Origin of the sequence: Pseudomonas sp. NPDC098747 (genome assembly GCF_044760045.1) — a bacterium.
GTDB lineage: Bacteria > Pseudomonadota > Gammaproteobacteria > Pseudomonadales > Pseudomonadaceae > Aquipseudomonas.
Map to the genome: position 1 here is coordinate 94169 of NZ_JBIWAL010000001.1, position 20645 is coordinate 114813.

The 20645-nt window shown below is 60.0% G+C and carries 15 protein-coding genes and 2 pseudogenes; 12 read left to right on the top strand and 5 right to left on the bottom strand.

Annotated features, from left to right (window positions below):
* Both ACIQVE_RS00415 and choV read left to right on the top strand, forming a co-directional pair.
* Positions 1 to 136, top strand: a pseudogene (locus ACIQVE_RS00415) (choline ABC transporter permease subunit); the annotation flags it as partial.
* Positions 133 to 1311, top strand: coding sequence for a choline ABC transporter ATP-binding protein (choV, locus tag ACIQVE_RS00420; protein ID WP_402803466.1), 1179 nt, complete (start codon positions 133 to 135; stop codon positions 1309 to 1311). The pseudogene ACIQVE_RS00415 and the gene choV, both read left to right, overlap by 4 nt.
* Positions 1312 to 1558: 247 nt before the next feature.
* On the opposite strand, the gene ACIQVE_RS00425 is transcribed toward choV, so the two are convergent.
* A complete protein-coding gene (locus tag ACIQVE_RS00425; protein WP_402803468.1) occupies positions 1559 to 3478 on the bottom strand; it encodes a BCCT family transporter in 1920 nt (639 codons plus the stop codon).
* A gap of 141 nt (positions 3479 to 3619) precedes the next feature.
* Complete coding sequence (locus tag ACIQVE_RS00430; protein WP_402803470.1) at positions 3620 to 3814, bottom strand: hypothetical protein; 195 nt, start codon at positions 3812 to 3814, stop codon at positions 3620 to 3622.
* A gap of 171 nt (positions 3815 to 3985) precedes the next feature.
* Between ACIQVE_RS00430 and betI the strand changes: the two genes are divergently transcribed.
* From betI to yccS, 9 genes and pseudogenes are all read left to right on the top strand, one after another.
* Positions 3986 to 4579 carry a transcriptional regulator BetI gene (gene betI, locus ACIQVE_RS00435; RefSeq protein WP_402803472.1) on the top strand — a complete coding sequence of 198 codons (594 nt, stop codon included), beginning with the start codon at positions 3986 to 3988 and terminating at the stop codon, positions 4577 to 4579.
* Positions 4580 to 4687: 108 nt separating this feature from the next.
* Positions 4688 to 6036, top strand: a pseudogene (gene betB / locus ACIQVE_RS00440) (betaine-aldehyde dehydrogenase).
* A gap of 222 nt (positions 6037 to 6258) precedes the next feature.
* Complete coding sequence (gene betA / locus ACIQVE_RS00445; protein ID WP_402803474.1) at positions 6259 to 7962, top strand: choline dehydrogenase; 1704 nt, start codon at positions 6259 to 6261, stop codon at positions 7960 to 7962.
* 276 nt (positions 7963 to 8238) lie between these two features.
* Positions 8239 to 9681, top strand: a complete 1443-nt coding sequence (locus ACIQVE_RS00450; protein ID WP_402803476.1) for a TldD/PmbA family protein — start codon at positions 8239 to 8241, stop codon at positions 9679 to 9681.
* Entirely contained in the window at positions 9681 to 11018 is a 1338-nt protein-coding gene (locus tag ACIQVE_RS00455; RefSeq protein WP_402803478.1) for a TldD/PmbA family protein, read from the top strand. Before ACIQVE_RS00450 ends, ACIQVE_RS00455 begins: the two co-directional genes overlap by 1 nt.
* 256 nt (positions 11019 to 11274) lie before the next feature.
* Entirely contained in the window at positions 11275 to 12702 is a 1428-nt protein-coding gene (gene mdtD / locus ACIQVE_RS00460; protein ID WP_402803480.1) for a multidrug transporter subunit MdtD, read from the top strand.
* 338 nt (positions 12703 to 13040) lie between these two features.
* Positions 13041 to 14378, top strand: a complete 1338-nt coding sequence (gene dbpA / locus ACIQVE_RS00465; RefSeq protein WP_402803693.1) for an ATP-dependent RNA helicase DbpA — start codon at positions 13041 to 13043, stop codon at positions 14376 to 14378.
* Positions 14379 to 14529: 151 nt separating this feature from the next.
* Positions 14530 to 15708, top strand: coding sequence for an NAD(P)/FAD-dependent oxidoreductase (locus ACIQVE_RS00470; RefSeq protein ID WP_402803482.1), 1179 nt, complete (start codon positions 14530 to 14532; stop codon positions 15706 to 15708).
* 290 nt (positions 15709 to 15998) lie between these two features.
* Complete coding sequence (gene yccS, locus ACIQVE_RS00475) at positions 15999 to 18182, top strand: YccS family putative transporter (protein WP_402803484.1); 2184 nt, start codon at positions 15999 to 16001, stop codon at positions 18180 to 18182.
* A gap of 59 nt (positions 18183 to 18241) precedes the next feature.
* On the opposite strand, the gene ACIQVE_RS00480 is transcribed toward yccS, so the two are convergent.
* Complete coding sequence (locus tag ACIQVE_RS00480; RefSeq protein ID WP_402803486.1) at positions 18242 to 18979, bottom strand: substrate-binding periplasmic protein; 738 nt, start codon at positions 18977 to 18979, stop codon at positions 18242 to 18244.
* A gap of 254 nt (positions 18980 to 19233) precedes the next feature.
* Between ACIQVE_RS00480 and ACIQVE_RS00485 the strand changes: the two genes are divergently transcribed.
* Positions 19234 to 19686 carry a GNAT family N-acetyltransferase gene (locus ACIQVE_RS00485; protein ID WP_402803488.1) on the top strand — a complete coding sequence of 151 codons (453 nt, stop codon included), beginning with the start codon at positions 19234 to 19236 and terminating at the stop codon, positions 19684 to 19686.
* 123 nt (positions 19687 to 19809) lie between these two features.
* On the opposite strand, the gene ACIQVE_RS00490 is transcribed toward ACIQVE_RS00485, so the two are convergent.
* Positions 19810 to 20106, bottom strand: coding sequence for a helix-turn-helix domain-containing protein (locus ACIQVE_RS00490; protein ID WP_016772794.1), 297 nt, complete (start codon positions 20104 to 20106; stop codon positions 19810 to 19812).
* Positions 20107 to 20132: 26 nt separating this feature from the next.
* Entirely contained in the window at positions 20133 to 20624 is a 492-nt protein-coding gene (locus ACIQVE_RS00495; protein ID WP_402803491.1) for a M48 family metallopeptidase, read from the bottom strand.
* Positions 20625 to 20645 lie beyond the last annotated feature (21 nt).

Below are 20645 nucleotides of genomic sequence, written 5' to 3' on the forward strand. Positions count from 1 at the left end.
CAAACCGGTGGTCAAAGAAATGAACACAGCTGATATCGCCTTGGGCTTCGAAGCGGGCCTGGCGATCGTACTGCTGGCGATCATGCTCGACCGTATCTGCAAACAACCCGACGCCAAAGCAGGGGGTGACGCATGAGCATAATTCGCTTCGAAGACGTCGACGTAATCTTCTCCAAGGATCCGCGCGAAGCGCTCAAGCTGCTGGATCAGGGCATGACCCGCAACGAGATCCTGAAAAAGACCGGGCAAATTGTCGGTGTGGAAAAAGCCACGCTGGACATCAACAAAGGCGAAATCTGCGTGCTGATGGGCCTGTCGGGTTCCGGCAAGTCGAGCCTGCTGCGCTGCATCAACGGCCTCAATACCGTAAGCCGCGGCAAGCTGTTCGTCGAGCATGAAAACCGCCAGATCGACATCGCCTCCTGCACGCCCGCCGAACTGAAAATGATGCGCACCCAACGCATCGCCATGGTGTTCCAGAAGTTCGCCCTGATGCCTTGGCTGACGGTGCGCGAGAACATCAGTTTCGGTCTGGAAATGCAGGGTCGTCCGGAGAAGGAACGCAAGAAACTGGTCGATGAAAAACTCGAACTGGTGGGCCTGACCCAATGGCGCAACAAGAAGCCTGACGAACTCTCCGGCGGTATGCAGCAACGTGTGGGCCTGGCCCGGGCGCTGGCGATGGACGCCGACATTCTGCTGATGGACGAACCGTTCTCGGCACTCGACCCGCTGATCCGCCAGGGTTTGCAGGATGAACTGCTGGAGCTGCAACGCAAGCTGAACAAGACCATCGTGTTTGTAAGCCACGACCTCGACGAGGCGCTCAAATTGGGCAGCCGCATCGCGATCATGAAAGACGGGCGGATCATTCAGTACAGCGTGCCGGAAGAGATCGTGCTGAACCCGGCTGATGATTATGTAAGGACGTTTGTAGCGCACACCAACCCGCTCAACGTGTTGTGCGGGCGTAGCCTGATGCGCACGCTGGACAAGTGCAAACGCATCAACGGCTCAGTGTGTCTCGATCCGGGCGGCGACTCGTGGCTGGATCTGGCCGAAGGCAACACCATCAAAGGCGCGCGGCAGAACGGCGCGGCCCTCGACTTGCAGAACTGGGCACCGGGGCAAGCAGTGGAAGCGCTGGAGCGCCGGCCGACGCTGGTGGATTCGAATATCGGCATGCGTGATGCGTTGCAGATTCGTTATCAGACCGGCAACAAACTGGTGCTGCACGATAACAATCATGTGGTGGGGATTCTGGGCGACAGCGAGTTGTATCACGCGTTGCTTGGCAAGAACCTGGGTTAAGGCGGGATAAAAAAAGGGATCGCGGTGAGCGATCCCTTTTTTATTGGGTCAGGGAAAAGCCCCTCACCCTAGCCCTCTCCCGGAGGGAGAGGGGACTGATCGGGGGATGCTGCAGCTGTACGTCGACCTGATCCCGCTTCACCGAATCCATAATCGACTCGATCTTTCAGGTCGATGTATGACGCCAGACACCTCGGTCGGCCCCCTCTCCCTCCGGGAGAGGGTTGGGATGAGGGGGCTTTTGACTTTAGCTGTACACCCGGCCAAGGAGCTGCCGATGGCTTTCAAACTGATCGAGCACATCCCGCGTGATCTGATCCTGCGTGAAGCCCATCAGGTCGTAATCCTGGCTGCCGTTGTGCAGGTACACCTCGGCGCGGTAGTAACGCTGGCGCTCTTCATCGGATTGCGCCGATTCGGTCGGAGTCGCCAGATAGCCGTCCAGGCTCACTTCGTAAACGAAAGGGTTGCCCTCTTCCATCTCGACGCGCACACCCATGCAGCGCTTGGATTTGCCGAGCAACGTCTGCACTTCCAGACCCCGCGCACGCATTTGCGCGGTGGCATCTTCCAGCGCCGGGCTGACCTGCTTGTCCATGAAACGCTGCACCACCGATTGGCTGGGTTGCAGATCCAGTTGCGTCAGACGCTCGCTGAAACCACGACGACCACGCTCGGCCAATTGCGCTTGCTCCTGTTCGATCTGCACGTCCTGGCGCATCGCCTTGTGCAGGCCGAACATGAAGAACACCAGCACCACCGAGAACGGCAGACCGGCCAGCACCACCATGGTTTGCATGGCTTCGAAGTTACCGGCAAACAGCAGACCGATGGTCACCAGCGTGATAATGGCCGACCAGAAAATCCGCAGCCAGTGCGGCGCATCTTCGTCGACGTTACCGCCCTTGCACGAAAGGTTGGCCATCATCACCGCGCCGGAGTCGGCCGGGGTCAGGAACAGTACGAAACCAACAAAGATCGACACGCCGATAACAATCTTCGACGCCGGGTAGTGCTCAAGCAATTGGTAAATCGCCATCGACGGCTGTTCCAGCGCCGTTTTGCCGAGTTCCACCGCCCCGTGGTTCATCACCAGATCCAGCGCCGAGTTACCGAAGATCGACAGCCAGGCCAAGGTGAAGCCCAGCGGAATCAGCAGCACGCCGGCGACCAGTTCCCGCACGGTCCGGCCACGGGAGATACGCGCGATGAACATGCCGACAAATGGGGCCCAGGAAATCCACCAAGCCCAGTAGAACAGGGTCCACAGGCCCATCCAGCGTTCAGACTTCTCGCCACTGCCTTCGTACACATACAGGTCGAAGGTTTTCAGCACGATGCCGTTGAGGTAGTCGCCGATGTTCTGCACGAAGCCGTTGAGCAGGTGCAGGGTCGGGCCGAACAACAGCACGAAAATCAACAGACCGCTGAACAGCACGATGTTCAGGTTGGACAGACGACGGATGCCGTTTTCCACGCCGGACACGGCAGCGATGGTCGCCACGGTGCTCATCACAATGATCACGATCAGCAGGTTGGTGTTGCTGTGTTCCATGCCGAACAGGTTTTCAAGGCCCGACGACACTTGCAGCGAACCAATCCCCAGATTGGTCACCAGACCCAAAAGGGTCACGAACATGCCGAAGCCGTCCACCGCGTGACCGGCGGCGCCTTTGACCCAACGTTCACCCACCAGCGGATACAGCGCCGAACGCAGCGCCAGCGGCTGGTTATGACGATAGGCAAAGTACGCCACGGCCAGACCGACCAGTGCGTAGATCGCCCAGCCGTGCAGGCCCCAATGCAGGAAAGTCAGCTGTACAGCCTGACGCGCCGCCATGTTGGTGCCGCCAGTGCCTTCCGGCGGATTGAAGTAGTGATCCAGCGGCTCGGATGCGCCGAAGTACAGCAGCGAAATACCGATACCCGACGAGAACAGCATCCCCGCCCAGGCGCCGTAACTGAAATCCGGGGTGTCGTCCTTGCTGCCCAATTTGAGTTTGCCGTAGGAGGAAAACGCCAGGCCCACCACAAACACCAGGTAAGCGGCGATCACCACCATGTAGTACCAGCCGAAGCTGCGCGACAACCAGGCCTGAGCCACACCCAACATTCTGCCGGCCTCTTGCGGGGCGATAATCAGAATGGCGCACAACAACAGAATCACCGCGGTAGAGGTCTAAAACACCCAACCGTTGACCGTCACCTTCTCGGGCGGGGTCTTTATTAGAGAGGCAGAACTCATTGCACAAATGCTCCAGGCAGTGCGAGAGAAGAACACAAGGCAACACGGAACCCGACCAATCGGTTAGTTGGCAGCCGACCGGCGGGTGATATAAAGACACCCCGAAAAAAGCCCGAACCTGCCGAAATGGCGCTGCGAATCGCTTTCGTGGCCGTAGGTGTCCGGACGTTCATCCGAAACCTGGCCCTGAGCGTCTTGCCCTTTCAACACGTCCATCGAATCGCGAACCGCGCCATGCCCCATAAAGGTTTCGAGCATTTTCGGATGTCGGTTTTATCGCCACTTACACGTAGGAAAAAGCTGTAGGCAGCGACGATTTGTCGCAGAGCTTATTCTTTGTTGATTGAACGTTCAATCAAAACAAAATAGACTGGCCGTCAATCCGATAGGCGTTCACCGCCCATTGGAAGGCCTAAGGAGATGTGCAAGATGCCCAAGGTCGGTATGCAACCCATCCGCCGCCAACAACTGATCGAAGCCACTTTGCAGGCGGTCGATCAGGTCGGAATGGGGGACGCCAGCATTGCGCTGATCGCCCGTTTGGCCGGTGTCTCGAATGGCATCATCAGTCATTACTTTCAGGACAAGAACGGCCTGATTGCCGCCACGATGCGGTATCTGATGAGCGTCCTCAGCGAGAACGTCACCCTGCGCCGTCAGGCGCTGGCAGATGACAGCCCACGGGCGCATCTGCAGGTGATCATCGAAGGCAACTTCGACGCCAGCCAGGTCAATGGCCCGGCAATGAAAACCTGGTTGGCCTTTTGGGCCACCAGCATGCACCAGCCGTCTTTGCACAGGTTGCAGCGGATCAACGATCACCGCTTGTATTCCAACCTGTGCTGCCAGTTCCGCCGTGTGTTGCCGCTCGAAGATGCGCGCAGCGCCGCCCGCGGTCTGGCAGCCCTCATTGACGGGTTGTGGTTGCGCGGTGCGCTGTCGGGAGACGCTTTCGACACAGCGCAGGCGCAACAGATCGCTTACGAATACATGGATTTCCAATTGGCCAAGCAGGTGAGCTAGAGCACATAGAAAACGCTCGGCCCCTGAACTGTCACCGATCAGCGATGCCACAGTTACATGGCTCACCCGGTGACCAACGCCAACCACTTATGCACTTGCGAGGACACTATGGCCCGTTTCGAACTGCAAAAACTCTACATCGATGGCGCTTACTCCGACGCCTCCAGCGACGCCACCTTCGAAGCCATCAACCCGGCTAACGGTGAAGTCCTCGCACAAGTACAACGTGCGACCAAGGAAGACGTCGAGCGCGCTGTCGTCAGCGCCGAAAAGGGCCAGAAAATCTGGGCCGCGATGACCGCGTCACCGGCGCCGACGTGCTGGAATCCTACGCAGGCCTGGGACCCGCCATCGAAGGCGAGCAGATCCCGCTGCGTGACACCGCATTCGTTTACACCCGTCGCGAGCCGCTGGGCGTTGTCGCCGGTATCGGCGCGTGGAACTACCCGATCCAGATCGCTCTGTGGAAATCCGCTCCAGCGCTGGCCGCCGGTAACGCGATGATCTTCAAACCAAGCGAAGTCACCTCGCTGACCACCCTGAAACTGGCTGAGATCTACACCGCAGCCGGCGTTCCGGATGGCGTGTTCAACGTACTGACCGGCAGCGGCCGTGAAGTCGGCACCTGGCTGACCGAGCACCCGCGCATCGAGAAAATCTCGTTCACCGGCGGCACCGACACCGGCAAGAAAGTCATGGCCAGTGCTTCGGCGTCCTCGCTCAAAGACGTGACCATGGAACTGGGCGGCAAATCCCCGCTGATCATCTTCGACGACGCCGACCTCGATCGCGCCGCCGACACCGCGATGATGGCCAACTTCTACAGCTCCGGCCAGGTCTGCACAAACGGCACTCGCGTATTCGTGCCGAGCCACCTGAAAGCCGCTTTCGAAGCCAAGATCGCTGAGCGCGTTGCGCGCATCCGCATCGGCAACCCGGAAGACGAAAACACCAACTTCGGCCCGCTGGTCAGCTTCGCTCACATGGAGAGCGTGCTGGGCTACATCGCCAAGGGTAAAGAACAAGGTGCACGCGTTCTGTGCGGCGGCGAGCGTCTGACCGACGGCGAATTCGCCAAAGGCGCGTTTGTGGCTCCGACCGTGTTCACCGACTGCACCGACGACATGACCATCGTTCGTGAAGAAATCTTTGGCCCGGTGATGGCGATCCTGTCGTACGAGACCGAAGAAGAAGTGATCCGCCGCGCCAACGACACCGACTTCGGCCTGGCCGCCGGTATCGTCACCAAAGACCTGAACCGCGCGCACCGCGTGATTCATCAACTGGAAGCCGGTATCTGCTGGATCAACGCCTGGGGCGAGTCCGACGCAAAAATGCCGGTTGGCGGTTATAAGCAGTCGGGTGTTGGTCGTGAAAACGGCATCAGCTCGCTGAACAACTTCACCCGCATCAAATCGGTACAGGTCGAGCTGGGCGATTACGTCTCGGTGTTCTGATCTGACTCAGAGTCGGGTGGGGGCCTTCGTGGCGAGGGGATTTATCCCCGTTGGGCTGCGAAGCGGCCCCCATCAAGACACTGCAATTCTCCAGACAGAACCCAGTCGCTGACTCTGCGACTGCTGCGCAGCTGAACGGGACGGTGCGACGTTTCGCTAAATCCCTTCGCCACAGGTGCGCGGTCACAGTTGACCTGACCAACTTCAAAGAGGGTGCATTCAATGTCCCAAGAATTCGATTACATCATCATCGGTGCCGGCTCGGCCGGTAACACCCTGGCGACCCGTCTGACTGAAGACGAAGGCGTCACCGTTCTGCTGCTCGAAGCAGGCGGCCCTGATTACCGTCTCGACTTCCGTACGCAAATGCCGGCCGCACTGGCGTTCCCGCTGCAAGGTCGTCGTTACAACTGGGCTTACGAAACCGATCCAGAGCCACACATGGACGGTCGCCGGATGGAATGCGGTCGCGGCAAAGGCCTCGGCGGTTCCTCGCTGATCAACGGCATGTGCTACATCCGCGGCAACGCGATGGATTACGACAACTGGGCCAAGCTGCCGGGCCTTGAAGATTGGGATTACCTGAACTGCCTGCCGTACTTCCGCAAAGCGGAAACCCGTGACATCGGCCCGAACGACTACCACGGTGGCGAAGGCCCGGTTAGCGTGACCACGCCAAAGGCTGGCAACAACCCGCTGTTCCACGCGATGGTTGAAGCAGGCGTGCAGGCCGGTTACCCGCGTACCGAAGACTTGAACGGTTACCAGCAGGAAGGCTTCGGCCCGATGGACCGCACCGTGACGCCGAACGGCCGTCGTGCTTCCACCGCCCGTGGTTACCTCGACACCGCCAAAAAGCGTTCGACCCTGACCATCGTCACCCACGCCCTGACCGACAAGATTCTGTTCGAAGGCAAGCGTGCGACTGGCGTGCGTTACCTGGTGGGCGACGCTGAAGAGCGCGTTGAAGCCAAAGCGCGCAAAGAAGTCCTGCTGTGCTCCGGCGCCATCGCCTCGCCGCAGGTTCTGCAGCGTTCCGGTGTAGGCCCGGCGAAACTGCTGGAAAGCCTCGACATCCCGGTCGTTCACGATCTGCCGGGCGTCGGTGAAAACCTGCAGGATCACCTTGAGCTGTACCTGCAATATGCGTGCACCCAACCGGTTTCGCTGTACCCGTCGCTGCTCTGGTACAACCAGCCGGCCATCGGTGCCGAGTGGCTGTTCAACGGCACCGGCATCGGCGCCAGCAACCAGTTCGAGGCCGGCGGTTTCATCCGTTCGCGTCCGGAATTCGAATGGCCGAACATCCAGTACCACTTCCTGCCGGTAGCGATTAACTACAACGGCAGCAACGGTGTGAAAGAGCACGGTTTCCAGGCGCACATGGGTTCCATGCGTTCGCCAAGCCGTGGTCGCATCCAGGTGAAGTCCAAGGATCCGCGTCAGTACCCGAGCATCCTCTTCAACTACATGGCCACCGAGCAAGACTGGCAGGAATTCCGCGACGGCATCCGCCTGACCCGTGAAATCATGCAACAGCCGGCACTGGATCAATACCGTGGCCGCGAAATCAGCCCGGGTATCGACGTGCAATCCGATGAGCAGTTGGACAAATTCATCCGCGAACACGCCGAAACCGCGTTCCACCCGTCCTGCTCGTGCAAGATGGGCACCGACGAGATGGCTGTGGTTGATGGCGAAGGCCGCGTGCACGGCATGCAGGGTCTACGAGTGGTCGATGCGTCGATCATGCCGATCATCACCACTGGCAACCTGAACGCGCCGACGATCATGATCGCCGAGAAAATCGCCGACAAGATCCGTGGCCGCCAGCCGCTGCCGCGTAGCACCGCCGACTACTACGTAGCGGGCGATGCGCCAGTGAAGGGCAAGTCGATGCGCGATGTGAGCGTTGTAGCTCAGTAATACCGCGTCACGGCTATTCGCGAGCAAGCTCGCTCCCACAGGATCTGGGTTGGAATACGGATTTGTAATCCACCCCAAATCCCTGTGGGAGCGAGCTTGCTCGCGAAGAGGCCCTTAAACTCAGTACACCTTTCCCTGATTCACAGTAAAACCTCCTACACCCCCTCTTCACTTGATCCTACCCCCACGCAGGCCTACTCTAAGCCTCGCGCAATCGTTTCACCCCTCCCCGCCGAATCGCTTCGCCTCGCTACTCCATAACAAGGAGGTTCCCGAATGTTCGATTTCCACCCCCAGCTCAAGCAGCGCTTCGCTGCCTTGCGCACGGGCGCCGAGTTTTTTTCCCTGCGGTATGTGCGCGAGTCCGGTCAGTACCTTTCGGTGCGCAAGAACGTCGCCGAGCCGCCGAGCCTGAGCCGCGACGAAGGTGCGATGCTCACGGTGCGGGTCAACGGCGTCGAAGCCTACGCCGCAACCAATGACCTCTCGCAACAGGGTCTGCAAGCTGCCCTTGAGCGCGCCGAACAGCAGGCCCGGCGGCTCAAGCCCCACGCCTTGCTCGACCTGCGCGATCAGCCAGTGTCCAGCGATCGCGCTGATTACTTTTCGCCCAACCTCGAACAGCCCTTCCCGTCCCTGAGCGAATGCTTTGAGCTGCTCGGCGCGGAATCCGCCTCGGTGCCAAAGGATGAGCGCCTGGTGAATTGGGAAGTCAGCATCGGCATCACCCATGTCGAACAGATCTACCTGAGCAGCGCCGGCGCCGAGCTGCGCCAGGCCCAACGCTTCGTCTACCCAGGCCTCGACGTCACCGCCTACGACGGCAACGACAGCCAGACCCGCAGCCTCGGCCGCGAGAACTTCGGCCAACAGGGTGGCGCGGACGTGATCAGCCGTTGCGGCCTGATCGGTGCCGGCCCGCAAGTCGCCGATCAGGCGCTGCAACTGCTGCTCGCGCCGAACACCCCGCAAGGCCCGCGCGACCTGCTGCTGATGCCCGACCAGATGATGCTGCAGATCCACGAATCCATCGGTCATCCGTTGGAACTCGACCGGATTCTGGGTGACGAACGTAATTACGCCGGTACCAGTTTCGTCAAAGCGTCTGACTTCGGCAGCCTGCAATACGGCTCGAAGCTGCTTAACGTGACGTTCGATCCGGGCATTCCCGAAGAGCTCGCCAGCTACGGTCATGATGACGACGGCACCAAAGCCAGCAAACAATTCCTGATTCGTGATGGTCTGCTGCTACGTCCACTCGGCGGTGCGCTGTCGCAGTTTCGCGCAGGCATGGACGGTGTCGCCAACAGCCGCGCCTGCGGCTGGAACCGTCCACCGATCGATCGCATGGCCAACCTCAACATCGAGCCGGGCGACCAGCCACTTGAGCAAATGATCAAGGGCATCGAAAACGGCATCCTGATGAGCACCAACCGCTCATGGTCGATTGACGATGCGCGCAACAAATTCCAGTTCGGCTGCGAATGGGGTCAGTTGATCGAAAACGGCGAACTCAAAGGCGTGGTCAAGAATCCCAACTACCGAGCAATTTCCGCGCACTTCTGGAAAAGCCTGCGCGCCGTCGGCGATGCCAACACCGTCAAGGTGCTCGGTACGCCGAACTGCGGCAAGGGCGAACCGAACCAGGTGATCCGCGTCGGCCACGCTTCGCCGGCCTGCGTATTCAGCAACGTTGATGTATTTGGGGGAGACGCCTGATGAGCATTTCGAAGAGTCAGTCCGACGCCTTCAAGGTCATGGTCAATTGGCTGCGCGACACTGTCCGCGAGCCGGAGCAGTTCACCCTCAGCTACGCCGCTGAATCGTCGGCGTTCGTGCGCTTCAACCACGCCAAGGTGCGTCAGGCGGGGCAAGTGCAACAGGCCAATGTCGGTCTGAAATTGATCAACGACGGCCGCCACGCCGACCTGCACATCACCCTCTCCGGTGATCAGGAATCCGACTTGCAACGCCTCGCCGAAGGCCTGCATCAACTGCGCGAAACCCTGCCGCTGCTGCCACAGGACCCGTATCTGCTGCTCAACCACAATGGTTGGCAGAGCGAGAATGTACAGGACCATCCGCTGCCGGACACCGAGCAGGTGGTTGAAGAAATCTGCGCAGCCGCTGAAGGTCTGGACCTGGTCGGCTTCTATGCCGCAGGCCCGATCAGCCGCGGCTTCGCCAGTTCTTCGGGTGCATTCGGTTGGCATCAGGCCAACAGTTTCAACTTCGACTTCAGCCTGTTCCACGAGAACGGCGAAGCCGTGAAGGCCAGCTATGCCGGCCACGACTGGAGTAGCGAAGGCTTCACAAAGCGTTTCCAGCAGGCTCGCGAACAGCTGGTGTTTCTCGGTCGCCCACTGCGCACGTTGCCGCCAGGACAGTACCGCGCCTATCTCGCGCCAGCCGCGCTGGAAGAAATCATGGGCATGCTGTGCTGGGGCGGTTTCTCGGCGCAGTCGATTGCCAGCAAAAGCAGCCCGCTGCAAAAGCTGTACGTTGGTGATCAGGCGTTCAGTGCGCTGGTGTCGCTGGATGAGAAAGTCAGCGACTCGCTGAGCCCGGCATTTTCCGGCGAGGGTTATCCGCGCAGCGATCTGCGGCTGATCATCGAGGGCAAGGCCGGTGATCAGTTGGTTGGCTCGCGCAGTGCGGCCGAATACGGTCTGACGGCCAACGGCGCCAGCGGTGGTGAATCACCGAGTGCACTGAACATGGCTGCTGGTGATTTATCGCAAGCGGACATCCTCAAACAGTTGGGCACCGGGCTGTACATCAGCAATCTGTGGTACCTGAACTTCTCGGATCAACCGGCCGCACGTTTGACCGGCATGACTCGCTTCGCGACGTTCTGGGTCGAAAACGGCGAGATTCAGGCGCCAGTCAGCACCATGCGTTTCGACGACAGCGCCTACAGCCTGCTGGGTTCGCAGCTGGAAGCGTTGACCGCCGAACGTGAGTTGCTGCTGTCGGCGAGCACTTATAACCAGCGCAATACCTCGTCGGCGTTGCTGCCGGGGGCGCTGGTGAGCCGGTTGACCTTAACGCTGTAAACACGCTCCCCCCCCCTCGCCACCGGGGCTTGAGTACAAGCCCCGGTGGCGAGGGGATTTATCCCCGTTGGGTCGCGCAGCGGCCCCAAGACGGTGGGTTGCGATCCGCCTGACTCACCGAGGTGAGGGGTATAGGGGGCGCTGCGCACCCCAACGGGGATAAATCCCCTCGCCACAAGAACCCTCAACACAGGAACCATTACCACAGGGTTCCATGTAGTACATGAATTTGGATTAACCACCCAACCGAGGTTCCATGCCCACACGCCAGCCTCTCGACGCCATCACCGCCCGCTGGTTGCCGTGGGTCGTCGCCATTGCGTTCTTCATGCAGTCCCTCGACGGGACCATCCTCAACACGGCCCTGCCGGCCATGGCCCGCGATCTGGCCGAAGACCCGTTGCGCATGCAGGGCGTGGTCATTGCCTACATGCTCACAGTCGCCTTGCTGATACCGGCCTCGGGCTGGATCGCCGATCGTTTCGGCACCAAGAAGATCTTCTTTGGCGCGATCCTGCTGTTCAGCATCGGCTCGCTGCTGTGCGCATTGTCGAGCAGCCTGAGCATGCTGATCGGCGCCCGGGTGATTCAGGGTCTGGGCGGTGCGCTGATGCTACCGGTCGGGCGTCTGGTGGTATTGCGCGCTTACCCTAGATCCGAGCTGGTGCGGATCATGGGTTTCATCACCATTCCCGGATTACTCGGGCCGCTGCTCGGCCCGACCATGGGCGGCTGGATGGTCGAATACCTGACGTGGCACTGGATCTTCCTGATCAATCTTCCGGTCGGTGTCATCGGCTGCTATGCGGTGTGGAAATTCATCCCCGACCTGCGCGGCACCGAACGCACGCGCTTCGATAGCCTGGGTTTCCTGCTGTTTGGCGCGGCGATGATCCTGATCACCATCGCCATGGAAGGCCTCGGCGAACTGCACCTGCCGCACTTGCGGGTGATGTTGCTGCTGTTCGGCGGCTTCGCTTGTCTGGCGGCGTACTGGTTGCGCGCCGGGCACATCGAGAATCCGTTATTCGCACCATCGCTGTTCAGGACCCGGACCTTTGCCGTCGGCATTCTCGGCAACCTGTTCGCCCGTCTCGGCAGCGGTGCCCTGCCGTTTCTGGTGCCGTTGCTGCTACAAGTGGCGCTGGGTTATTCGCCGTCGCAAGCGGGGATGAGCATGTTGCCACTGGCCGCTGCAGCGATGGTCGCCAAATGGGTGGCGCGACCGCTGATCGAACGCCTCGGCTATCGCATCGTGCTCACCGGCAACACGCTGCTGCTGGGAATCATGCTGGCGAGTATGGGCCTGGTCAGCGAACAGACGCCGTACTGGCTGCTGCTGTGTTTGCTGGCGGTTCTGGGGGCGATCAACTCGCTGCAATTCACCGCGATGAACACCGTGACCCTGATCGACCTCGATGATGCCAGTGCCAGCAGCGGCAACAGCCTGCTGTCGGTGGTCGCGCAGTTGTCGCTGAGTCTGGGAGTTGCCTGCGCCGGTGCCTTGTTGGGCGGGTTTACCGCAGAGGTCGGCAATGACGGTGTTGAAACCGTGCTGGGCGCGTTCCAGTTGACCTTCGTGACGGTCGGGATCATGGCGATGCTTGCTGCGACGATCTTTTCGCAGCTCTCCAAAGAAGACGGCCGGCGAGCGAAACGGCCGGAAGAGCATATCGAGCATTAGAAACTCTTGGAGACCGCTTTTGTGGCGAGGGGATTTATCCCCGTTGGGTTGCGAAGCAGCCCTAAAAAGGGTGCATGCAATCATCCTGATGGACTGAGGTGACAAGTCTCAGGGCTGCTGCGCAGCCCAACGGGGATAAATCCCCTCGCCACAATAAATTCCCTCGCCAAAAGGTGTCTTTAACCTGAAAGGGCTGCGAGCATGATTCAATCACTGTTCGTCCAGAACTTTCGAGGAAAGTGGCACGGGGCTGCTACACTGCGCGACATTTTGTTTTGCAGGCCCGTCCCGTGACCACCATCGCCACCGCTTTTAACACTCTGCCGCTGTCCGCTGCCATGCTGGCTAACCTCGAATCACTCGGTTATGCGCAGATGACGCCGATCCAGGCGCAGAGCTTGCCGGTGATCCTCAAGGGGATGGACCTGATCGCCCAGGCCAAGACCGGCAGCGGCAAGACCGCTGCGTTCGGCATCGGCCTGCTCAACCCGATCAACCCGCGCTACTTCGGTTGCCAGGCACTGGTGATCTGCCCGACGCGCGAGTTGGCCGACCAGGTCGCCAAGGAAATCCGTCGCCTGGCCCGTGCCGAAGACAACATCAAAGTCCTGACCCTGTGCGGCGGCGTGTCGTTCGGCCCGCAGATCGCTTCGCTGGAACACGGCGCGCACATCATCGTCGGCACGCCGGGGCGCATCCAGCAGCACCTGCGCAAAGGTTCGCTGGTGCTTGATGGCCTGAACACGCTGATCCTCGACGAAGCCGACCGCATGCTCGACATGGGTTTCTACGACGCCATCGAAGACATCATCGTCAAGACCCCGGAGCGTCGTCAGACCTTGCTGTTCTCGGCAACCTACCCGGTGGGTATCAAGCAGCTGGCCTCGAAATTCATGCGCGATCCGCAAACGGTGAAAGCTGAAGCGTTCCACGATGACACCCAGATTGAGCAGCGCTTCTACGAGATTTCCCCGGAAGAGCGCATGAGCGCGGTGACCAAGGTCCTGCACCACTTCCGCCCGGCCTCTTGCGTGGCGTTCTGCTTCACCAAGCAGCAAGTGCAGGAAACCGTTGATCACCTGACTGCCAAAGGCATTTCCGCCGTCGGTCTGCACGGCGATCTGGAACAGCGTGATCGCGATCAGGTGCTGGCGATGTTCGCCAACCGCAGTACTTCGGTACTGGTCGCCACCGACGTGGCCGCCCGTGGCCTGGACATCGATGCACTCGATATGGTGATCAACGTCGAACTGGCGCGCGATTCGGAAATCCACATTCACCGCGTCGGCCGTACCGGTCGTGCGGGCGAGAAAGGCATCGCTATCAGCCTGGTTGCACCGGGCGAAGCGCACCGCGCGCAAGCCATCGAGCAACTGCAAAAGTCGCCGCTGAACTGGGATCAAGTGGACAACCTCAAGTCCCAGGGCCTTGCCCCGCTGCAACCGCCGATGACCACCCTGTGCATCGGTGCTGGCCGTAAAGACAAAGTACGTCCGGGCGACATTCTGGGCGCATTGACTGGCGACGCCGGCATTCCGGGGGCGCAGGTCGGCAAGATCGCGATCTTCGACTTCCAGGCGTATGTGGCCGTTGAACGTACTGTGGCCATGCAAGCCTTGCAGCGCCTGAACGACGGCAAGATCAAGGGCCGTTCGCTGCGCGTGCGTATTTTGTAAGCGATCTTCCATCCAAAGGAGATCCCCTGTGGGAGCGAGCTTGCTCGCGAATGCAATCTGTCAGTCAACTCATAGTTGAATGACACACCGCTTTCGCGAGCAAGCTCGCTCCCACAGTTTGTTTTGTGGTGAATAACATGAGGACACCGTTTTGCGCTCTACCGAAGTCGTGATCATTGGCGCTGGCGCCGCGGGCTTGATGTGTGCACTGACCGCCGCCGGACGCGGCCGTCAGGTATTGCTGCTAGACCATGCGAACAAGGCTGGCAAGAAAATCCTGATGTCGGGCGGTGGCCGCTGCAATTTCACCAACATGTACACCGAACCGAGCAATTTCCTCTCGCAGAATGCGCACTTCTGCAAATCCGCACTGGCGCGCTACACCCAGTGGGATTTCATCGGCATGGTCGGCAAGCACGCCGTGCCATATCACGAGAAGAAGCTCGGCCAGCTGTTCTGCGATAATAAATCCAGCGACATCCTCGAAATGCTCCTCACCGAGTGCGATCAGGCCGGCGTCAGCCTGCACCTCGACACGTCGATCCAGACCATCGAGAAAGTCGAAAGCGGGTACCTGCTCGACACCACCCTCGGCCAGATCCAGTGCCAGTCGCTGGTGATCGCCACCGGCGGCCTGTCGATCCCGACGTTGGGCGCCACCGGTTTCGGCTATCAGGTAGCTAAACAGTTCGGTCACGAACTGCTGCCGACCCGGGCCGGGCTGGTGCCGTTCACCATCACCGATCAGCTCAAGGAGTTGTGCACAGAGCTGTCCGGCACTTCGGTGGATTGCCTGGTCAGCTGCAACGACCAAAGCTTTCGCGAGAACATCCTGTTCACTCACCGCGGCCTCAGCGGCCCGGCGATCTTGCAGATCTCCTCGTTCTGGGAATCCGGTGACACGGTGGAGATCAACCTGCTGCCGGATCACGACGCCGCGAGCTGGCTGCAACAGCAAGTGGCCGAACGCCCGAACAGCGAACTGAAAACCCTGCTGGGCGAAATCTTCACCAAGAAGATGGCCAATCTGCTGGCGGACAACTGGTTTGTCTCCAAACCGATGAAGCAGTACACCCACGCTGAATTGGCGGAAATCGCCGACAAACTGGGCAGCTGGAAAGTCGTGCCGGCGGGTACTGAAGGCTATCGCACCGCCGAAGTGACGCTGGGTGGTGTGGACACTCGCGAGGTCTCGTCCAAGACCATGGAATCGCTGAAAAGCCCGGGCCTGTATTTTGTGGGTGAAGTACTCGACGTCACTGGCCATTTGGGCGGCTTCAACTTCCAGTGGGCCTGGGCCTCCGGCTACGCGGCCGCGCAGTACGTTTAACCCCCATCAATGGCATACGCGCTTTTGTGGCGAGGGGATTTATCCCCGTTGGGGTGCGACGCGCCCCCCTACATCTCTCCCCTCGGAGAATCGGGAGGGCCGCAATGAACCTTCTTGGGGCTGCTTCGCAGCCCAACGGGGATAAATCCCCTCGCCACAGGGTCAGGGCCACGGCTGAAATATTCATTCATCAAGGAACACTTTTTGCTGTCAGATGTGATCGGCGCCATTGCGTCGACGTCATTACTGGCTCAATTTAGCGGCATCGCCTCGGAAGGCCCTCGCACTTCATGTCCTCGACCTCGTTTCGTCAGTCTTTGCGGCGCCTGTGGGCGCTGGATAAATTCAGCTATAGCGTGCGGGTGTTCATCGCCCTGACCGGCAGCATGGCGCTGTGTTGGTATCAGGATGAAATGGGCCTGCTGATCCCGTTGTTCCTGGGGATTATCGCCAGCGCCCTGGCCGAGACCGACGACAGTTGGCAGGGCCGCCTCAACGCACTCGCGGTGACGCTGGTGTGTTTCAGCATCGCCGCGCTGTCGGTGGAATTGCTCTTCCCCTACCCCATCGTCTTTGCGATAGCGCTCGCGTTGGCCAGCTTCGGCCTGACCATGCTAGGCGCGCTCGGCGAGCGTTATGGGGCGATTGCCTCGGCGACGCTGATTCTTTCCGTGTACACGATGATTGGTGTCGACCAGCGCGGCGGCGCGGTTCTCGATTTTTGGCATGAACCGATGCTGCTGGTTGCCGGCGCCGCGTGGTACGGCTTGCTCTCGGTGTTGTGGCAGGCGCTGTTTTCCAACCAACCCGTGCAGCAAAGTCTGGCGCGGCTGTTCCGTGAACTGGGCTTTTACCTGAAGCTGAAATCTTCGCTGTTCGAGCCGATCCGGCAGATGGACGTCGAAGCCCGACGCCTGGAACTGGCGCAGCAGAATGGCCGCGTGGTGGCGGCACTGAACAGCGCCAAGGAAATCATCCTGCACCGGGTCGGCAACGGTCGCCCCGGCTCGAAAGTCAGCCGTTACCTGAAGCTGTATTTCCTCGCCCAAGACATCCACGAACGCGCCAGCTCTTCGCACTATCCGTACAACGCGCTGGCCGATGCATTTTTCCACAGCGACGTGCTGTTCCGCTGCCAACGCCTGTTGCGCCAGCAAGGCAAAGCCTGCCGGGCGCTCGCCGAATCGATCCAGATGCGTCAGCCGTTTATCTACGACGCCAGTTTCGCCGAAGCCCTGAGCGATCTCGATGCGTCCCTCGAACACCTGCGCATCCAGAGCAACCCGGCATGGCGCGGCCTGCTGCGCTCACTGCGCGCACTGGCGGCCAACCTCGGCACCCTCGACCGCTTGCTCAGCGATGCGAGCAACCCCGACGCCCTGGCCGACGCCACCGACAGCAGCCTGCTCGACCGCTCACCACGCAACCTCAAGGACGTGTGGATTCGCTTGCGCACGCAGCTGACGCCGACGTCGCTGTTGTTCCGGCATGCCCTGCGTCTGCCGCTGGCCTTGAGTATCGGCTACGGCATGGTGCATTTGATTCACCCGTCGCAAGGCTACTGGATCATCCTCACCACGCTGTTCGTCTGCCAGCCGAACTACGGCGCGACGCGACGCAAACTCGGCCAGCGGATTCTCGGCACCGCCATCGGTCTGACCGTGGCGTGGGCGTTGTTCGATCTATTCCCAAGTCCCTTGGTGCAGTCGTGCTTCGCCATCGCCGCCGGGGTGGTGTTCTTTACCAACCGCACCACCCGCTACACTTTGGCGACCGCCGCGATCACCATCATGGTGCTGTTCTGCTTCAATCAGGTCGGCGACGGTTACGGGCTGTTCCTGCCGCGACTGTTCGATACCTTGCTCGGCAGCCTGATCGCCGGTCTGACGGTGATCCTGTTCCTGCCGGACTGGCAGGGTCGGCGCCTGAACAAAGTGCTGGCCAACACACTGACCTGCAACAGCGTCTACCTGCGCCAGATCATGCAGCAATACGCCGCTGGCAAGAGTGACGACCTCGCTTATCGTCTGGCCCGACGCAACGCGCACAACGCTGATGCGGCGCTGTCTACTACGCTGGCGAACATGCTTATGGAGCCGGGGCATTTCCGTAAAGAAGCGGATGTCGGTTTCCGCTTTCTGGTGCTGTCGCACACCTTGCTGAGCTATCTGTCAGGGCTGGGCGCGCACCGCGAAACCCAGTTGCCAGCGGATGTGCGTGAGCAGTTGATCGAAGGCGCCGGAGTGAAACTGGCGGCGAGCATCGATGAAATCGCCCAAGGCCTGGCGAGCAAACAGCCGATTGCGATTCAGAGTGACGAAGAAGAAGCACTGGCCAATGAGCTGGAACAGATGCCCGATGAAATCGATGAAGGGCAGCGACTGGTGCAGACGCAACTGGCGCTGATCTGCCGACAGTTGGGGCCGTTGCGTACGTTGGCGGCGCACCTGATCAAGGACACTAGCGAGAATTGAGCTGGCCGGACTTGCCAGCGATGAGGCCAACAGCCACACAGAGAGTGCTGGATCAGCCTTCACATCCCATGCTGCCTGAGCAACTTGTCATAACTCCCATCCGCCTTCATCGCTGCAATCGCTTTATCAAACCCCGCGACAATCTGCGCATGCTGCGGGTTCTTCAAGCTCACCAATATATGCAGGCTGTTCTCGCTCAAAGGCTTGGGTAGAAACTCCACCGCACTGCGTACCTTCGATGATTCCCGCGCCAGGTAATAGCGCGCGACATATTCGTCCTCCAGCGTCAGCTTGACCCGATCCGCCGCCAGCATACGCACGCCCATTGCGAAGTTGTGTACAGGAACTTTCTGCAACGCCGTGTCGGCATCGAACGGCGGCGAGTAGGCGTAACCGCGTACCACCGCCACGGGATAAGTGTGCAGTTGCTTCAGACTGTTGTATTCGAGTGGCGTGTCTTTGCGCTTGAGGAAGCGAATGCGGTTGACCAGATACTCACCGGAAAACTGCCCCAGTTTCGTCCGGTCTTCGTTATACCAGGCGTTGACCAGTACGTCGTAACGCCCCTCGCCCACCCCCAGCAGCGCCCGCGCCCACGGTACTTGTTGATACCCGCTGGCAAAACCGGCCCGGGCCAGCGCGGTGGTGACGATGTCGGTGGCCAGACCGCCGTTGACCAGCGTGTCATCGGTAAAGGGCGGCCAGAGATCAAACACCAGCCGCAGCTTCTCCGCCGCTGCGGTCTGAGCCAGCAAGAGCAATCCGATCAAAGCCAAGGCTCGATGCAAACGCGGCATGTTTGAAAATCCTTAGCGGGCCGGAGCCCTGCATGTTTTCAGCCAAAACCCCAAGGCCCCTTACCGGCAAAACCCAGGCACTAACATTAGCTCAATGGCGCCAGTGCACAGCGCTTACCCGCAGATTACACAAAGTCGTCCGCGCTGCGCGAAAGGAATGATGGCATTTTGACCTTTGTCACAGACTCTTACGCCATACAGACATCTGCGATCGGTGCGCTTAGTATCAGGCGACGTATTCAAGGAATCGGAAAATGACAATCGAGTGGGTCTGCAAACATCACAGCGATCTGGGCAAAGAGCAGCTGTACGCACTGTTGAAGCTGCGGTCGGAAGTGTTCGTGGTCGAACAGAAATGCGCCTACCCCGACCTCGACGGCCAGGATCTGGACGGTGACACCTATCACCTGATGGGTTGGGAGGATGACCAGTTGAAGGCTTATCTACGCCTGCTCGATCCAGAATCCCAGGGTGGCGACGTGGTGATCGGCCGCGTGATCACTGCGCCGCAAGCCCGAGGCCAAGGGCTGGGGCATGAAATGATGGAGCAGGCGCTGAAGCAGGCCGAGAAACACTGGCCACAGACGCCGATCTATCTGTCAGCGCAGGCGCATTTGCAGGGGTATTACGGCAAATACGGGTTTGTGGTGGCAGGCGAGGAATACCTGGAGGATGACATTCCGCATATCGGGATGCGTCGTTCCTGAAGGCCCCATCGCTGGCAAGCCAGCTCCCACAAGGAATTGCGTCGTTCACAACTTATGTGAGCTCCAGAAAAACCTGTGGGAGCTGGCTTGCCAGCGATGGCGTCAGCTCAATCAACATAAGGCTCAGGGATATTCCAGCACCGCCTTGATCTGCCGCAAATTGCGTTCGATCCACCCCCGATCAATCGCCCCCCACTCGCGAATCCGATAACGCCCGGCATGGTTGCGTGCGCCCTCTTCCTGCTCGAACTCGCAGATGATATCCAGATCGGCCAACGCCGCGATTGTGTCCTGCGCCGTGCGCCGGGGCATGCCGGTCACTTCGGTCAGCGTCGGCACGCTTGGGGCCAGGCCGCTGTCGATCAGGTATGCGACATACAAGCGTCGATAGAAACTGCTTTTGGTCTTGCTGACGTCCATCCACACCTTCCTGGTTGAGACTGTTGTTACTGCATATCCCGCCAGGTCAGATACACCCGCAGATCAAACTCGACCTGGTGATACCCCGGCAGCATGTGTTCACACAATTTATAAAACGCCTTGTTGTGATCTGACTCTTTGAAGTGCGCCAGTTCGTGCACGACGATCATTTTAAGAAAGTCCGGCGCGGCGTCCTTGAACAGCGAGGCGATGCGAATCTCTTTCTTGGCCTTGAGCTTGCCACCCTGCACCCGCGAAACCGTGGTGTGCAAACCGAGCGCACGATGGGTCAGGTCGAGGCGGTTGTCGAACAGCACCTTGTCGATGGCCGGGGCGTTACGCAGGTATTCCTGCTTCAGGTCCAGCGCGTAGCTGTACAGCGCCTTGTCGCTCTGCACATCGTGGCGCCCCGAATAGCGTTGATCCAGGTAATCACCCAGACGCCCATCGGCGATCAGTTGGCGCACCTGATCCTGCAATTGCGTGGGATAGGCCTGGAGGTACTTCAACACAGTCATGGACAGGCGACACGGTTCGAA

Excerpts from the sequence above, each read along its gene's own strand:
- ACIQVE_RS00455 (WP_402803478.1), top strand. The coding sequence starts at position 9,681 with ATGAGCATTTCGAAGAGTCAGTCCGACGCCTTCAAGGTCATGGTCAAT.
- mdtD (WP_402803480.1), top strand. The coding sequence starts at position 11,275 with ATGCCCACACGCCAGCCTCTCGACGCCATCACCGCCCGCTGGTTGCCG.
- choV (WP_402803466.1), top strand. The coding sequence starts at position 133 with ATGAGCATAATTCGCTTCGAAGACGTCGACGTAATCTTCTCCAAGGAT.
- ACIQVE_RS00450 (WP_402803476.1), top strand. The coding sequence starts at position 8,239 with ATGTTCGATTTCCACCCCCAGCTCAAGCAGCGCTTCGCTGCCTTGCGC.
- dbpA (WP_402803693.1), top strand. The coding sequence starts at position 13,041 with ATGCTGGCTAACCTCGAATCACTCGGTTATGCGCAGATGACGCCGATC.
- ACIQVE_RS00430 (WP_402803470.1), bottom strand. The coding sequence starts at position 3,814 with ATGCTCGAAACCTTTATGGGGCATGGCGCGGTTCGCGATTCGATGGAC.
- betI (WP_402803472.1), top strand. The coding sequence starts at position 3,986 with ATGCCCAAGGTCGGTATGCAACCCATCCGCCGCCAACAACTGATCGAA.
- yccS (WP_402803484.1), top strand. The coding sequence starts at position 15,999 with ATGTCCTCGACCTCGTTTCGTCAGTCTTTGCGGCGCCTGTGGGCGCTG.
- betA (WP_402803474.1), top strand. The coding sequence starts at position 6,259 with ATGTCCCAAGAATTCGATTACATCATCATCGGTGCCGGCTCGGCCGGT.
- ACIQVE_RS00495 (WP_402803491.1), bottom strand. The coding sequence starts at position 20,624 with ATGACTGTGTTGAAGTACCTCCAGGCCTATCCCACGCAATTGCAGGAT.
- ACIQVE_RS00490 (WP_016772794.1), bottom strand. The coding sequence starts at position 20,106 with ATGGACGTCAGCAAGACCAAAAGCAGTTTCTATCGACGCTTGTATGTC.
- ACIQVE_RS00485 (WP_402803488.1), top strand. The coding sequence starts at position 19,234 with ATGACAATCGAGTGGGTCTGCAAACATCACAGCGATCTGGGCAAAGAG.
- ACIQVE_RS00480 (WP_402803486.1), bottom strand. The coding sequence starts at position 18,979 with ATGCCGCGTTTGCATCGAGCCTTGGCTTTGATCGGATTGCTCTTGCTG.